Raw genomic sequence first — 15165 nt, 5'->3', positions numbered from 1 at the left:
GCTGGCCCAGGCATTTAAGGCGGCGATGCGGCGGCTTACCGCATCGGTGGTACTGGTCACCGGTTGCGACGACGGCGTTCCCTTCGGCATGGCGGCGACCTCCTGTTCGGCGATGTGTGCCGAACCGCCCTCGGTCGTGGTCGGCGTCAATCGGGCCGCCAGCCTGCATGCGCCGATCTGGAAAGGACGGGCGTTCGGCATCAACCTGCTGGGAGAGAGCGATCGGGACCTGGTCACGCTCTTCAGCGACGGCACGCGCCGCGGCGATCGGTTTGCCGGCGACCGCTGGGTGATAGGCGACGAGGGCGTACCGATCCTCATCGATGCGGTCATGGCGCTGTCGTGCCGGATCGATGCGGAGTTCGAATATGGCAGTCACTCGCTGTTCGTCGGCAAGGTCGCCGACGTCCGGCTGGGGCCCGGCAGCGACGCATTGCTCTGGAGGGACGGCCGGTTCGCCCTGGCGACCGATCCTTGGTCCGAATGACGCCATCGGCTCCAAGCCGCTGGCAAACAAAAAATAATCTCATGGGAGGATAGCATGTGGCATCGGCAGTCTTATGCGGTCATGCGCGCGACATTGGCATTGTCCGCGATTATCGTGGGTAGCAGTGCAAGCACCTCAGCCAGCGCCGGCTCGGTAACGCAACCGGGTTTCTCGACCGGCATTCCGAATTACGCGAAGCTGCCGGAAGGCTTGTTCCTCGTCCTTATTCCGAACATATCCGAGCGGAGTACGAACCCCGACACGGTGGTCAAGTTCTTCACGCCCTTTTTCGTATATCAACCCGATCTCGAAATCGCCAAGGCCCGCATCACCTTTCTCGCCGCGCCGGTCTATCTCGATGTACGCGTCCGCAACGGTGCCTTTCACCGGTCCGGCCTGTTCAACACCTATGTCGGGACCCAGGCGACTTGGGATCTCGGCAACAACTGGGGCGCGGGTGTTCGGCTTGGGGGGTGGATCGGACAAAAAGGTGCGATCGCCCTTCCATATGGGACGATCGAGCCTCGCGCCGGCGTCACCTATTTCACGCCGAAAGAGCATTTTTCGCTGAACGTCCTGCGCGGTTACACGCTTCGCGCCAGCGGCCCGCGGTCCCCGAACTATCTGAACGTGGACCTCACCTATACCCGAACGTTCGGCAAGCTGGAAATCGGTGCATTGGGCTACGGGTCCCTCGACACCGAGCGTCCCGTCTCGACCTACCGCCTGCAATCCCAGGTCGGGATCGGGCCCTTGGTCGGGTATAACTTCGGCAAGTTCAACGTCCAGCTCAAGCTGACCGGTGACGTCTATCAGAAGAATTACGGTGGCAGCGAGCGGCGGGCGCAGGCCTTCATCTCGATCCCCTTGTGGATTGCCAAGACCCCGCCGCCGGCCGGAACGGTTCGCTGTCCGCTGAGCGCCGACTGTACGAAGTGACATCGGATGGTGCCTGCCTGTCCTGCCACCCTGTGGGTGCGCGGCGTGGCAGGCGCGAGGCACTATCGCCGGTTGCAGGGATCATGACGGAGGCCCGAGCCGGTCGGAGGGCGACCCTGTGCTCGCCACCCCGCACGGCGCGCATAGCGTCGTAGAGACGCGGTATGACCTGGGGAAATGGGGCGGCGGCTATGCTGCTCCGTCTGCCAGGCGGCGGGGCAGGTCCGGCGTCCGCGTCTGGCGATCGGCCGTGATGTACCGACCGGCGCACCTTTGCCGTATTCGGATGCCGCGACCTGGAAGAGGCTTGTCTCGCGCTACCGGTCGTGATCGAAGGCGGGAATGTGTAACCTTTACAACATCAAGGTCGACCCTCGCAGCTATTTCGACGCACTCGCCGCGGTCGATGATGCGGCCAACGTCCTGATGGTCGAGAAGGATTACGCGGCACCCGGCAAGCCCGGCTATGTCGTCCGGCTGGAGGGCGGGGAGCGTGTGCTGAGCACGATGCGCTGGGGCTTTCCGACGCGCAAACCACGCAAGCGGCCGGCGCGTGAGGGAGAACTGCCCTTCCTCTACGACTGGTGGACGAACGCGCGGAACATGCAGAGCAATATGTGGAAGCCATGGCTGATGAAGGCGGAGCACCGCTGTCTGGTGCCGTTCACGCGCTTTGCCGAACCTAAGGCCATCGCCGACCGGCAGGTTCCCGGTGACACCAACTGGTGGTTCACCGTCGAGGATCAGGCGCTGCCGTGCTTCGCCGGACTGTGGAAGGTCGACCAGGATCATGACCGGGTCTATGCCTTCTGCACGACGGAGCCGAATCCATTGGTCGCGCCCAAGCACCCCAAGGCGATGCCGGTCATCCTGCTGGCCGAGGACCAGGAGCGCTGGCTGACCGCCCCGGTCGAGGAGGCGCTGACGATGCTGAACGCCTATCCCTCGCAGCTGATGAGCGTCGCCTGACCATGGTCCGCAACCGCTATTATGACGGGCCGCCGAGCGATCATTACGACGGCACCCGCTTCTTCAATCCGGGGCAGGCCAGCACCGACCGGGGTCTGCGCGCGATGCTGCGCTGGAAGCTGGCGGGCGGCGCTGCCAAGTGGCGGGCTTCGGTGCCGGTCACGCCGGCCAGGCCAGCGGAACGCGTGGACGGCCTGTGCGTGACGATGGTCGGCCATGCCTCGCTGCTGATCCAGGCGGCGGGGGTGAACATCCTCACCGATCCGGTCTGGTCGGAGCGCGCCAGCCCGTTCCGCCGCGTCGGACCCAAGCGGGTGACCGCGCCGGGGATCGCATTCGCGGACCTGCCCCCGATCGATGTCGTGCTGCTGAGCCACGCCCATTACGACCATCTAGACCTCGACACGCTGCGGCACCTTTACACTGCGCACGACCCGCTGATGGCGATGCCGCTCGGCAACGATGCGATCGTCCGGGCGGCGGTGCCGGCAGCGCGGTGCGTGACCGGCGACTGGTGGGACCGGCTCGACCTCGGCAACGGTGTTGCGAGCACCCTGACCCCGGCCAACCACTGGTCGAACCGGTGGCCGAGCGATACGCGCATGACGCTGTGGAGCGGGCATTATCTGGACACGCCCGCCGGCGCGATCTGGTTCGCCGGCGACACGGGCTATGGTGATGGACGCATCTTCGGCGAGGTACGCGAGCGGTTGGGGGCACCCGACTTGGCGTTAATCCCGATCGGTGCCTATGCGCCGCGATGGTTCATGGCCGCACAGCATGTCGACCCGGCCGAGGCGGTACGGATCTTCATGGACGTCGGGGCAGGACGTGCGCTGGGCATCCATTGGGGAACCTTCCAATTGACCGACGAAGCCCGCGAAGCGCCGGGCGAAGAACTGACGGCGGCGCTGGCCGCCGCGCACCTAGCCCCGGACCGCTTCGTCGCGGCGGAAGCGGGCGGCGTCTACCGCTTCGGCTAGAGCCGTTCCAGGGGCGTGCCTCCTTTGGCGGGCCGGTATGATACAAAGGTTCGGCGAAGATGCGGATATTCCTGTCGCAGCCTGATGCACGAACCATCGTTCAGCCACAGCCGCCCGCGCTTCGGTTGGCGCAGAGACACCTTCTGCCCTTCGCGCCGCCAGATCCGTTCCGCCTGCTTGTGGTTCACGGACCAGCCCGCCGCATGCAACAGCGCAGTCACCCGGCGACCCGCCTTTCCGCTGGATCACGGTGGCGAGCGTCTCGCCGAGCCGAAAAGCCGCGACGGCTGGGTCCGATGCGTCGTCACGGATCGGCGTTCGTGACCCATGTCGATACGCCTTTACTTGTCCGGCTCCTTGTTGAGGATGCGCACCAGAACCGGGGAGTAAAATCATGCGTCGTCGAACTTTTCTTGCCGCCGTGCCGGGCGCGGCGCTTTTGCCCGGTTCGGTTTTCGCCGAGACCCAGCAAGCGGGCACGGGTGTATCCGGCGGGCAGGGCGCGCCTGGCCCGGGGCAGGGCGGCGCGCCTCAGCCGGCGACGCCGGCGCTCCCGAAACGCTGGGAGGCCGGCACCGATCGCTTCCTGCGACCCGACGTTTCCGCAGGCGATCGGCCGGTCGGGGCCAGCTTCGCTTCCCGCACAGCGGCGTACGGGCTCAACGGGGCGGCGGGTACGGCCCATCCACTGGCGACCCAGGCCGGCATCGACATCCTGCGCCAGGGTGGATCGGCGGTGGATGCCGCCATCGCAATCAATGCCTGCCTCGGGTTTCTGGAGCCCACCTCCAGCGGCATCGGTGGCGATGCCTATGCGATGATCTGGGATCCGAAGCAGCGCCAGGTCGTCGGGCTGGCGGGATCGGGCGGGTCGCCGCGGGGCCTCAGCCTGGAGACGGTGCGGTCGCGGGCGCGGGGCGGTGCGCTACCGCCGCTGGGGGCCGTGTCCGTGTCGGTGCCGGGGGCGGTCGATGCGTGGTGGACGATGCACCGACGCTATGGCCGGCTGCCCTGGGCAAAGCTGTTCGAACCGGCGATCATGCATGCCGAGGCGGGAGCGCCCGTGCCCGACATCATCGCTTATTACATCCGGCGCAGCATGGCGGCGTTCCGCCGACCGGGCAACGGCATCGAAGAGACGGCCAACGCGCTGCGGACCTACGGGCTCACCGACGGCAAGGGGCCGGCCACGGGCCAGGTGTTCCGCAATCCCGATCTCGCGCGCACCTATCGTGCCATCGCGAAGGGCGGGCGGGACGCCTTCTATGCCGGCGAGATCGCGCATGTCATCGATCGCTATTTCAAGCGGATCGGCGGCTGGCTTCGGTTCGAGGATATGGCAGCGCACCGGTCGGAATGGGTCGAGCCGCACCGGACGGGGTATCGGGGCGTGGACGTGCATGCGCTGGGCGCGAACACGCAGGGCATCGCGACGCTCCAGATGCTCAACATCCTCGAAACGTTCGACTTGGGCGATGCAGGCTTTCAGTCGCCCTTGTCGATCCACCTCCAGGCAGAGGCGAAGCGGCTCGCATATGAAGACCGCGCGCGCTTCTATGCCGACCCGCATTTCAGCAAGGTGCCGGTCGAATGGCTGATCTCGAAAGACTATGCCCGGCAGCGGGCGAAGCTGATCCGGACCGACCGCATTCTCGATCCGGTCTATCCGGGGCAGGCGCCGAGCCACGGCGACACGACCTATTTCAGCTGTGCCGACAAGGACGGCATGATGGTGTCGATGATCCAGTCGAACTTCCGTGGCATGGGGTCGGGACTGGTGGCCGACGGGCTGGGCTTCATGTTCCAGGATCGCGGGCAGCTGTTCAGCCTGAGGGACGGCCATCCCAATATCTATGCACCGGGCAAGCGGCCGTTCCAGACGATCATTCCCGGCTTCGCCACGCGTGGGGGCGATCCCTGGATGAGTTTCGGCGTGATGGGCGGTGACATGCAGCCGCAGGGGCAGACGCAGATCGTCGTCAACCGCGTCGACTATGGCCTTGAAATCCAGTCGGCGGGCGATGCGCCGCGCTGGCATCACGAGGGATCGTCCCAGTCGATGGGGGAAGACGCCGCAGGGCTCGGCCCACGCGGCTTGCTGCGGCTGGAAACGGGCGTGCCTGCCGCGACGCGGCAGCGGTTGGCCGAGATCGGCTGGACGCTGGGCGAGCCCGATGGCGGCTTCGGCCGCTACGAATGCGTCGAGCATCGCATGGACGGCGCGACCCGCGTCTATGCCGCGGCGAGCGAGATGCGCGCCGATGGCTGTGCGCTGGCCTATTGAGAGGATGATGATGCACCGACTGATCCTGGCCGTTCTGGCCGCTCTGGCCGCTCTGGCCGCCATGACGACACCGGCCGTGGCCGCGACCTACGAACTGAAGGCGACTCCGCAGACGGTCGCCTGGGGGCATTATGACGCGACCGACAAACCGGTGTTGACGATCCGGTCGGGCGACACGGTCGTGATCCACACGCTGCTGACGAACAGTCCGGCGGGGCTGGAGAAGGCGGGGGTGGCGCCCGACGCGATCGAGCCCGCGCTGCGCGCCGTCTATGACGGCGTGCCCGCCAGTGCACGCGGACCCGGCGGTCACATCCTGACCGGGCCCATCGCGATCCAAGGCGCTGAGCCCGGCGACATGCTGGAAGTGCGCATCCGCAAGGTCGACCTGGCCATCCCCTATGCTTACAACGCATTCCGCTATGGTGCGGGCTTCCTGACCGACGATTTCCCCTACGCCCGCATGAAGATCGTGCCCCTTGATGCCAAGCGGATGGTCGGCCTGTTCGCGCCGGGCGTCGAGGTGCCGCTGGCACCGTTCTTCGGCAGCATGGGCGTTGCCCCGCCACCATCGTTCGGGCGCTACGACAGCGCGCCGCCGACGATCAACGGCGGCAATATGGACGACAAGGCGCTCGTCGCGGGCACGACGCTGTTCCTGCCCGTGCATGCCCCCGGTGCGCTGTTCCAGGCGGGCGACGGCCATGCCGCGCAGGGGAATGGCGAGGTCGACATCACCGCGCTCGAAACCTCGCTGACCGGCACGTTCGAATTCGTGTTGCATAAGAAGGTGGCGATCGCCTATCCGCGCGCCGAGACACCGAAAGCCTATATCGCGATGGGATTCGACGACGATCTCAGCCACGCGACGCGCAAGGCATTGCGCAACATGATCGACTTCCTGGTCGCCGAGAAGGGGATGACGCGGGACGATGCCTATATGCTGATCAGCGTCGCGGGCGATGTCGAGATCACCGAACTGGTCGACCGCAACAAGGGCGTCCACGTCGTGCTGCCCAAAGCGCTATTCACGAAGCGGTAGCGCACCGGGGGCGTGAGGTTCGCTGGTCACCGAGCGGCCAGGCCTGGATTGCGAGCGTGTCGCTTACGCGGACGGTGGACGGCCGATGGCTCACGGCGTCGCGATCGGTCATCGCCACAATCGATTTCAGTTACTTGAATCCGTTGTTTGGTAAAGGTTCGTTTCCTTGCGAACGGCAGCCCTTCCGCATGTCCGATGCGATCAGGCCGCCGTCCGGTGGGCCGTAACAAGGGGTCCAGATGACTAATTCGACGAACCGCCAGAAGTTGGCGGCGATGCTTGCCGCCGCTTCCGTCCTCGCGGTGACCCATTCCGCTGGCGCGCAGACCATGGCTCCCGCCGAGACCCAGGCGGAAACCCGCATGACCACGGCCACTGCCCCCGTCGATGCGGGCAAGCCCGTCCTCGCTCAGGCCGGCGTCACCGGCACCGTCGATGCCAAGGGCGATGCGGGTAGCGCTGGCGCACCGCAGATGACCCGCGACAACGGGGCTCCGATCGGCGAGAATCGCAACTCCAAGGCGGCAGGTGACCTCGGCCCGGTGCTGCTCGAGGACACGACGCTGATCGAGAAGCTTGCCCGGTTCGATCGCGAGCGGGTGCCCGAGCGCGTTGTTCACGCTCGCGGCACCGGCGCCCATGGTGTCTTCACCGCCACCGCCGACATCGCCGACCTGACCAGCGCGTCGTTGTTCGTGCCCGGCAAACAGACCCCCGTTTTCGTCCGCTTCTCGACGGTGATCCATCCGTCGGGCAGCCCGGAGGGTCTGCGTGACCCGCGCGGCTTCGCGACCAAATTCTACACTGATCAGGGCAATTGGGACCTGGTCGGCAACAATCTGCCGATCTTCTTCATCCGCGATGCGATCCAGTTTCCGGACATGATCCACTCGCTCAAGCCCTCGCCGGTGACGAACAAGCAGGATCCCAACCGCTTCTTCGACTTCTTCTCGGCAACGCCGGAAGCCACCAACATGCTGACGCATGTCTATTCGAACCTGGGCACGCCCGCATCCTATCGGACGATGGACGGCAACGGCGTCCACGCGTTCAAGCTGGTCAACGCCAAGGGCGAGACGGTGTTCGCCAAATTCCGGTGGATCAGCCACCAGGGGGTGCGCAACCTCAACGGCGCGCAGGTCGCGACCGCGACGTGGAACTACCTGACCGACGACCTCTATGGCGAGATCGCCAAGGGCAATTATCCCGTCTGGGACCTGATGGTGCAGACCATGAAGGCTTCGGACTTCGCCAAGCTCGACTATAATCCCTTCGACGACACCAAGGAGTGGATCGGCGTGCCGTTCCGCAAGATCGGCGAGATGACGCTGAACAAGGTGCCGACCAATTTCTTCGAATATACCGAGCAGTCGGCGTTCGCGCCGGCCAATATGGTGCCGGGTATCGAGGCTTCGCCGGATCGGATGCTCCAGGGGCGCCTCTTCTCCTATTCGGACACGCAGCGCTACCGGATTGGCGCCAATGTCATGCAGTTGCCGGTCAACCGCCCGCTGGCGAGCGTGAACAACAACTACCAGGATGGCCAGCTCGACCACGGGCAGCGTACGTCGGACGTCAACTATTTTCCGGCCGCCACCGCCGCGAAGACGACCGCCGCACGCTTCCGGGCCGCGCCCTACGCAGTTGACGCGACGGTCGACGCCAAGCCGATCGCCAAGACCGACAACTTCGCGCAGGCCGGCGCCTTCTATCGTGCACTGAAGGAGCAGGACCGGGCTGACCTCGTCACCAACCTGGCGGGCGACCTCAACGTCGTCACGTCCGCGCGGACCAAGACGATCATGGTCAGCTATTTTTACCAGGCGGATCGTGACTTCGGCACCCGACTGGCGACCGCGGTCAACGTCCCGATGGGCGAGGTGACGCGGGCGGTCGCCGAGTACCGCACCGCCAATCCCGCGCAATCGGCGCGCTGACATGAGGGCTGGGTGGGGCGCGGGGATGCCGCGCTCCGCCCGGACCCGAACGGAAAAAAGGGAAATCGATGATCAGCCTTCTCGCCGTGCTTCTCGCGACGACCATGCCGACGCCTTCGCAAGCACAGGCCGCCACTCCACCCGCTCCCGCGACCCTGCCTTCGCCCGAGCGGCGCCAGCAACTGCTGTTCGAGGCGGCGCGGCTAGGACGCACCGACATGATCGATCCGCTGGTCCGGGCCGGGGCCGACATCAACGCCTATGACGATCGCGGTTTCACGCCGATCATTCTGGCGGCGTATAATGGGCAACTCGCCACCGTCGAGGCGTTGATCGCCCACGGCGCAAACGCGTGCCGGCCCGACCGCGATCAGGGCAATACCGCGCAGATGGGCGTCGCATTCAAGGGCGAGGACGCGATCGCCGCCCGCCTGTTGAAAGCGGGATGCGATGTCAACGCTCGCAATCATGCCGGACAGACGGCGCTGATGATGGCATCGCTGTTCAACCGCACCCGTCAGGTCGACATGCTACTCGCCGCTGGCGCCGATCGATCGGTGCGAGATGCGGCAGGGCGCACTGCAGGCTCGATTGCGACCGATCAGGGCAATGCGCCCATGGCACGGCGCGTTGCGCGATAAGCGTGATCAGGCTTCCCAGTGGGGGCGCTTGGTGGTCTTGCCGATCCCGGGGTTCATGCAGTTGCAGGGATCGAGCGCGCGGTAATGCGCGGCCAGCGACGGCTTGGCGTGGTAGAGATGGCCGACATTATGCTCGGCCGGATATTCCGCGCCACGCGCGTCGAGCAGCACCAGCATCGCCTCTTCCAGGGCGACGGGGTCGTGCCCCTTGGCCACGACATAATCCTGATGCAGCACATGGCAGAAGAAATGGCCGTAATAGAGCTTGCGCAGGATCTGCCCGTCGATCGCGGGAGGCAATGTCTCGAACCAGTCGCGGTCGTCCCGCCGCAGCGCGATGTCGAGCGCGACGATATCCTCGACCGTGTCGGAATGGATGTCGCGGTAGCGGATCGCCGCCCCCGCCGCGGCGAAGCGGTGGAGAAAGGCCTTGGTGCCCTCGTCCGCGGTGCACTCGAATACCTCGCCGGTCGCACTCGGGAATTTCGCCGCCAGATAGGCGCGGGTCTCGGCAATGCCGTCTCCCGAGGTGCGCAGCATCAGGTGATGCTCGAACCGGTGGCGATAGTCGATCATCCGCGCGGGCAAGTGGCTGGGGAACAGGCGGGACGCGGCCTGCATGACCCGGTCGCTGAAATGCCGGGGCAGCACGCGCAGTCGGGTGGCCAGGGCATCGACCCGTGCCTTTATGGCGAATAGCGCGGGCAGGCGGTCGGTCCCCAGATGGCGGATCGCGAGGAAGATATCCTTGCCATAGACCGCCGCGATGTCGAACGCGTCGCGGTGCATATATTCGGCGGAAACGGGCAGGGTGGTGAACCCGCCCAGCATGTCGCGGCGCAATTCCTCCAGCTCGGCGGGGTCGTTGGTGCCGATATAGAAGACCGCCGTGTCGGCGTCGCGCGCGAAGGTGTCGAGCCGGGCCGCGAGCAGCATCACCTTGCCCGCGCTGCCCGACGCTTCGAACAACCGCCCCGGATCGGCGTTGAACCGCGCCGGGCTGGGGGCGTCGATGGCGCGGACATGCTCGGCATAGCGATGGTCGGAGGCGGCGCGGGACGGGTCGTGCGCGATGTCGGCGGCGGTGAAGTCCCCGCGCTCCACGCGGTCGAGGATGGTTTCGGGATCGTCGCCCAGTGCGATGCCGAGATGGTTGACCAGATGCAGCCGTCCCGCCGCATCGACCCGCGCGAACAGCGCCAGTTCCGTATAGGCCGGCCCGCGCCGGATCAGCGCGCCACCCGAATTATTGCAGATGCCGCCGAACACCGAGGCGCCGATGCAGGACGATCCGATCACCGAATGCGGCTCGCGCCCGATCGGTGCCAGTGCGCGCTCCAGATCGTAGAGCGTCGTGCCGGGCAGGCAGACCACCTGCCGCCCCGCGTCGATCAGATGCAGTCCGGTGATCCGCATTGTGTTGATGACCACCACCGGCCGCCCGTAATCGTCACCGTCCGGCGTCGATCCGCCGGTCAGGCCGGTATTGGCCGCCTGCATGATGACCGCCGCGTGGGCTGCGATACAGGCCTGCAACACGCGCCATTGCTCAACCAAAGTGGCGGGGCGGACGACTGCGGCGACCGGGCCGTTGCCGAAGCGCATGCCGGTGCGGAAGCGCGCCGTGCGGGCCGGACCGATCAGCACCTCGGCCGCGCCGACGATCGCGATCAGCGCGTCGATCAGCGCCGCATCCCGTGTCGGGGCGCTCATGCCGCCAACGCTCCACGATCGAGGTCCGCGATCGACTTCGCCCCGGTCAGCGCCATCGCGACGCGCATTTCCGTGGCGAACAGCGTCAGCAGTTCGGCGACACCGGCTTCGCCACGCGCCGCCAGGGCATAGATGAAGGCGCGACCGATCATGACCGCATCCGCGCCCAGCGCGACCATCCGCACCACGTCCAGCCCCGAACGGATGCCCGAATCCGCAAGGATCTTCAGCGAGCCGCCGACCGCATCGGCGATGGCGGGCAGCGCTCGGGCACTGGACAGCACCCCGTCGAGTTGGCGTCCGCCATGGTTGGACACGACGATGCCGTCCGCGCCGAACCGTACCGCGTCGCGCGCATCCTCAGGGTCCAGGATGCCCTTGATGACGATCGAGCCCTTCCAGAGGTCGCGTATCCATTCCAGGTCGCGCCACGCGATCGACGGATCGAAATTGGCGCCCAGCCAGCCGATATAATCCTCCAACGCGGTCGGCATGCCGCGATAGGCAGAGATATTGCCGAGATCATGTGGTCGCCCGCGCAGGCCGACGTCCCACGCCCAGCGCGGATGGGTCGCCGCCTGCACCATCCGGCGAAAGGCCGCGTTGGGACCCGACATGCCCGAATGCCGGTCGCGATAGCGCGAACCCGGCACCGGCATGTCGACCGTGAAGACCAACGTCTCCACCCCCGCCGCCTGCGCCCGCTCCAGCGCGTCGCGCATGAACCCGCGGTCCTTCAGCACGTAGAGCTGGAACCAGATCGGCGCGGACGATGCCGCCTGCACCTCGGCGATCGCGCAAACCGAGACGGTGGACAGGGTAAAGGGCACGCCCGCCGTCGCGGCGGCGCGCGACGCCTGCACCTCGCCACGCCTGGCATACATGCCGGTCAGGCCGACCGGCGCCAGCACGACCGGCATCGCCAGCGTCCGCCCGAACAACGCGGTATCGAGCCGCAACTCGGCCACATCGCGCAACACCCGCTGGCGTAGCGTGATATCCGCCAGGTCCTCGACATTGCGGCGCAGCGTATGCTCCGCATTGGCGCCGCCATCGATATAGTGGAACAGGAAAGGGGGCAGGCGGCGCCGTGCGGCCTCACGAAAATCGGTGGGAGCGGAAATGATCACGCCCTTTGCTCCTGCTGTGCATGGAGGGAGGAATGCAGGACCGAGGCGCGCGCCACGCGGGCCTGCTCCTCGTCGACGCGGCGGATCGTCGCCTCGATAAAGCCGATATGGTCGTCCGAAGCGTCGCGGGCGCTGTCCGCGTCGCCCGCCAGGATCGCCTCCATCAGGTGGCGATGCTGGTCCGCCAGCTGTTCGCGGGTGTGCGGCACCGTGTAGAGCTTGGCCAGGCTGTCGGAGATGCTGGCGCGCAGCAGCTCGAACATGCTCGACATCACCGCATAGAGCACGGCGTTGTGCGACGCTTGCGCGATCGACAGGTGGAAGGCGGCGTCCGCCTGCGCCTCGGCCGTCGGATCGCCTCCCGCATGGCTGGCCTGCATCGCGTCGAAGCTGCGCCGGATCCGGTCGTGATCCTCGGGCGATGCGCGCAACGCCGCCTGATAGGCCGCCTGCCGCTCCAACCCCATCCGCGTCTCCAGCACATCGCGCGCGTACCCCGCATCGGTCGCGAGCAACGGGGCGAGTGTCGCCGAAATGGTCGATTGCGCCCAATGTTCGGCAGCCGGGGCGGCGATGACGCTGCCCCGCTTTCCAACCGACAATCGCCCCTGGGCGCTCAACCGCTGGATCGCCTCCCGCAAGCTCCCGCGCGAGGTACTTAGCCGTTCGGCCAAGGCGCGTTCGGAGGGTAGTCGCTGGCCGGGCGCCAGTTGATCTTGCGCGATCAGTGTCTCGATCGCTTGCACGAGGTGGTCGACGACCCGGGTTGTGGGATGGGGCGTGGGGTCAAGCGGCATCGAGGGTCGCCAACCGACGGTCTCGCCGCGCGTAAAGGACTGTCACAGTTTTGGTCCGACCAATCAAGGGGGTAAATCCTGGATATATTCTCCCGAAACTTACATTTAATAGCAATAGGTGCAGAGCTAAATATTATGGTAGGACCAAGATCGATTTACTACCAGCAGTGCGGTTTAGTCTGTTAGGTGCCGATGTTGGTGCCGCCCCCAGGATAACGCCGGAGATGGTCAGGCCTTACAGCGAGCGCGGGCATATATGATCGCAGTTGTCGCGGCCTATAAATCCACGACTTTCTGTTCTAGCTTGATCAGAGCAAGAATTTTTCCCGTCCTTTGAAGCCTACGGGCAAGGAGCTGGAACCTGAAGAAGTCGAGGTACACGGAAGAGCGGATCGCCTTTCCGCTGAAGCAGGCGCAGACGGACTCTCCGGTGGCTGAAGTTAATCGTCGAACGGGGATTTGGATCAGACGTTTTGCCGTTAGAGCATTTTCCGATCAGTCTGCATCGTATCCGGCGTTAGCGAAGTAGTTGGCACACTCCTGTGGTGGGTACATGTCGAGGATGCGACCGATGGCGTCCCACAGGCCGTGGATAGTGCGCTCTGCGGCCTTTCGCAGGTGCGCCTTGAGCTTGGAGAACGCCTGCTCGATCGGGTTGAAGTCGGGGCTGTAGGGCGGAAGGAAGAGCAGCTTGGCGCCAGCCGCTTCGATGACGTCGCGCGCGGCGGGTGCCTTGTGGCTCGACAAATTGTCCATAATGACGATGTCGCCGGGTGAGAGGCCGGGCACCAGCACTTGGCGAACATAGGCGACGAACGCGTCGCGGTTGATCGGGCCGTCGAGCACCATCGGCGCCACCATGCCGGTGCGGCGCAGCCCGGCGATGAGGGTGGTGGTCTTCCAATGTCCGTGGGGCACGCCCGAGCGCAGCCGTTCGCCGCGCCGGCAGCGACCGTGGCGACGCGCCATGTTGGTGGACGCCCAGGTCTCGTCGATGAAGACCAGGCGTTCGGGATCAAGATCGAGCTGCCCATCGAACCACTCTTCCCGGCGCTTCAGGATGTCGGGGCGGTCCTGCTCGGTGGCGTGCGCCGTCTTTTTTTGCGCGTGATCCGATGCCGGTCGAAAAAACGCCACAGCGTCCCGATCCCGACCGGCGTGCCGCGCTCGGCGAGCAGCGCTTGCAATTCGACCAGTGTGATGTCGTCCTTCGCCTCGATCGCCTCCAGGATAAAGGCTGCATGCGCGTCGATCCTGGCTGTACGACGGTCGCCGCCCTGCGGCTTGGCTGCCGGCGTGCCGTGCTGAACCACCAACTGCCGCCAGCGGATCGCGCTTGCCGCGCTCACCCCGAACCGCGCTGCCGCAGCACGGCATGACATCCCGCCATCAATCGCGGCGACCACCCGCTTCCGAAGATCCTGTGACAGCACTCGCGGCATAGGTGCCGGCCTCCTGACCCGGCTCACAGCCTGAATCAGAAAACTGCGCACGTGTGAATCCTCAACGATTCAGAAGGGCCGGAAACCGCTCTAGAAGAGGGGGTGCGGAACTCGGGATTGGCGCGTTGCTGCACGTCAAGCCGCTAAAGGAGGAGAACCGTAAGCTGAGACGGTTGCTTAACCTTCAGATTGGATGAGAAATCAAGGAGCATACCAACCCTGGACTCCAATTAAAACTGGGAGAGTGCTGGGGAACGCGTCAATCTCCGCACTAACTGCGGATGTCACTGTCGACTGTCGATCAAGCATAAGGCGTCACTGAGGTGGACCAGCTCCAAAGAGGCAGACCTGACGAGATGGATTGTCATAGGCAGCGGAGCGTATGCTCCGCCGTGGTGCATCATGTTCGCGGACTTAGCCTTTAGCCGATCAGCCGCTCGATATGCGCCAAGACGTTGCGGGTGTTCATCGGCTTCGGAACGAAGAAGCTGTCGATCGGCATATCGGCTGGGTGCGGGTTCAGCGCGCCCGAGGTGACGATCAGTGCAGTCGGCGGAAACCGGTCGCGGACATAATGGGCCAGGTTGAGGCCATCCAGTGAGCCGGGCATCTGGATATCGGTGAGAACCACGCGGATGGTGCGTTCCCGCTCCAGGATTTCAATCGCCTCGTCCGCATCGGCCGCCTCAAATACGCGAAAGCCGGCATCCTCGAAGAAGTCGATCAGGTCGAACCGGATCAACGCCTCATCCTCGACGATGAGGATGGACCTAGTGGTGATAGGCTTGCTCTGACCCATGA

At 65.5% G+C, this 15165-nt stretch carries 13 protein-coding genes and 1 pseudogene; 8 read left to right on the top strand and 6 right to left on the bottom strand.

The genetic code is table 11. From position 1 onward, the window contains the following. Nucleotides 1-25: 25 nt before the first annotated feature. From QE452_RS07285 to QE452_RS07270, 4 genes are all read left to right on the top strand, one after another. Nucleotides 26-487, top strand: a complete 462-nt coding sequence (locus QE452_RS07285) for a flavin reductase family protein (protein WP_309729800.1) — start codon at nt 26-28, stop codon at nt 485-487. 54 nt (nt 488-541) lie between these two features. Then, nucleotides 542-1426, top strand: a complete 885-nt coding sequence (locus QE452_RS07280) for a transporter (RefSeq protein WP_309658895.1) — start codon at nt 542-544, stop codon at nt 1424-1426. Nucleotides 1427-1768: 342 nt separating this feature from the next. Then, nucleotides 1769-2395, top strand: a complete 627-nt coding sequence (locus QE452_RS07275) for an SOS response-associated peptidase family protein (protein WP_309658896.1) — start codon at nt 1769-1771, stop codon at nt 2393-2395. A gap of 2 nt (nt 2396-2397) precedes the next feature. After that, nucleotides 2398-3378 carry an MBL fold metallo-hydrolase gene (locus QE452_RS07270; protein WP_309658897.1) on the top strand — a complete coding sequence of 327 codons (981 nt, stop codon included), beginning with the start codon at nt 2398-2400 and terminating at the stop codon, nt 3376-3378. Nucleotides 3379-3440: 62 nt separating this feature from the next. Here QE452_RS07270 and QE452_RS07265 read toward each other — a convergent pair. Beyond that, nucleotides 3441-3605: pseudogene (locus QE452_RS07265) on the bottom strand (IS3 family transposase); the annotation flags it as partial. A 167-nt stretch (nt 3606-3772) separates the two neighbouring features. Here QE452_RS07265 and QE452_RS07260 point away from each other — a divergent pair. The 4 genes from QE452_RS07260 (at nt 3773) to QE452_RS07245 (ending at nt 9282) form a co-directional block, all read left to right on the top strand. Continuing rightward, nucleotides 3773-5662 carry a gamma-glutamyltransferase family protein gene (locus tag QE452_RS07260; RefSeq protein ID WP_309658898.1) on the top strand — a complete coding sequence of 630 codons (1890 nt, stop codon included), beginning with the start codon at nt 3773-3775 and terminating at the stop codon, nt 5660-5662. A 10-nt stretch (nt 5663-5672) separates the two neighbouring features. Beyond that, the gene (locus QE452_RS07255; protein ID WP_309658899.1) at nt 5673-6704 is read left to right on the top strand and encodes an acetamidase/formamidase family protein; all 1032 of its coding nucleotides are present in this window, start codon (nt 5673-5675) and stop codon (nt 6702-6704) included. 239 nt (nt 6705-6943) lie between these two features. Beyond that, nucleotides 6944-8641 carry a catalase gene (locus QE452_RS07250; RefSeq protein ID WP_309658900.1) on the top strand — a complete coding sequence of 566 codons (1698 nt, stop codon included), beginning with the start codon at nt 6944-6946 and terminating at the stop codon, nt 8639-8641. Nucleotides 8642-8712: 71 nt separating this feature from the next. Further along, on the top strand, nt 8713-9282 hold the full coding sequence (locus tag QE452_RS07245; RefSeq protein WP_309659088.1) for an ankyrin repeat domain-containing protein: 570 nt from the start codon (nt 8713-8715) through the stop codon (nt 9280-9282). Nucleotides 9283-9288: 6 nt separating this feature from the next. Here QE452_RS07245 and dld read toward each other — a convergent pair whose 3' ends face one another. From dld to QE452_RS07220, 5 genes are all read right to left on the bottom strand, one after another. Continuing rightward, on the bottom strand, nt 9289-10995 hold the full coding sequence (gene dld / locus QE452_RS07240) for a D-lactate dehydrogenase (RefSeq protein ID WP_309658901.1): 1707 nt from the start codon (nt 10993-10995) through the stop codon (nt 9289-9291). Further along, nucleotides 10992-12125 carry an FMN-dependent L-lactate dehydrogenase LldD gene (gene lldD / locus QE452_RS07235; RefSeq protein WP_309658902.1) on the bottom strand — a complete coding sequence of 378 codons (1134 nt, stop codon included), beginning with the start codon at nt 12123-12125 and terminating at the stop codon, nt 10992-10994. Before lldD ends, dld begins: the two co-directional genes overlap by 4 nt. Beyond that, nucleotides 12122-12922 (bottom strand): FCD domain-containing protein, encoded by an 801-nt coding sequence (locus tag QE452_RS07230; RefSeq protein ID WP_309658903.1) that lies wholly within the window; start codon nt 12920-12922, stop codon nt 12122-12124. Before QE452_RS07230 ends, lldD begins: the two co-directional genes overlap by 4 nt. 495 nt (nt 12923-13417) lie before the next feature. Further along, nucleotides 13418-14364 (bottom strand): IS630 family transposase gene (locus QE452_RS07225; protein ID WP_309658904.1). Its coding sequence is split into 2 segments (ribosomal slippage): nt 13418-14028 and nt 14028-14364, totalling 948 coding nucleotides; the frame shifts between segments, so codons are not numbered across the junction. 421 nt (nt 14365-14785) lie between these two features. Continuing rightward, a complete protein-coding gene (locus QE452_RS07220; protein WP_309658905.1) occupies nt 14786-15163 on the bottom strand; it encodes a response regulator in 378 nt (125 codons plus the stop codon). Between the last annotated feature and the right edge of the window lie 2 nt (nt 15164-15165).

It is taken from the genome of Sphingomonas sp. SORGH_AS_0438 (genome assembly GCF_031453475.1).
Classification (GTDB): domain Bacteria; phylum Pseudomonadota; class Alphaproteobacteria; order Sphingomonadales; family Sphingomonadaceae; genus Sphingomonas.
The sequence above is the reverse complement of the archived record's forward strand: the minus strand, read 5'-3'. Positions and strand labels throughout refer to the sequence as shown.

Coding starts and splice junctions, on each gene's coding strand:
- QE452_RS07250 (WP_309658900.1), top strand. CDS start 6,944: ATGACTAATTCGACGAACCGCCAGAAGTTGGCGGCGATGCTTGCCGCC.
- QE452_RS07285 (WP_309729800.1), top strand. CDS start 26: ATGCGGCGGCTTACCGCATCGGTGGTACTGGTCACCGGTTGCGACGAC.
- QE452_RS07275 (WP_309658896.1), top strand. CDS start 1,769: ATGTGTAACCTTTACAACATCAAGGTCGACCCTCGCAGCTATTTCGAC.
- dld (WP_309658901.1), bottom strand. CDS start 10,995: ATGAGCGCCCCGACACGGGATGCGGCGCTGATCGACGCGCTGATCGCG.
- QE452_RS07220 (WP_309658905.1), bottom strand. CDS start 15,163: ATGGGTCAGAGCAAGCCTATCACCACTAGGTCCATCCTCATCGTCGAG.
- QE452_RS07260 (WP_309658898.1), top strand. CDS start 3,773: ATGCGTCGTCGAACTTTTCTTGCCGCCGTGCCGGGCGCGGCGCTTTTG.
- QE452_RS07230 (WP_309658903.1), bottom strand. CDS start 12,922: ATGCCGCTTGACCCCACGCCCCATCCCACAACCCGGGTCGTCGACCAC.
- QE452_RS07280 (WP_309658895.1), top strand. CDS start 542: ATGTGGCATCGGCAGTCTTATGCGGTCATGCGCGCGACATTGGCATTG.
- QE452_RS07255 (WP_309658899.1), top strand. CDS start 5,673: ATGCACCGACTGATCCTGGCCGTTCTGGCCGCTCTGGCCGCTCTGGCC.
- QE452_RS07270 (WP_309658897.1), top strand. CDS start 2,398: ATGGTCCGCAACCGCTATTATGACGGGCCGCCGAGCGATCATTACGAC.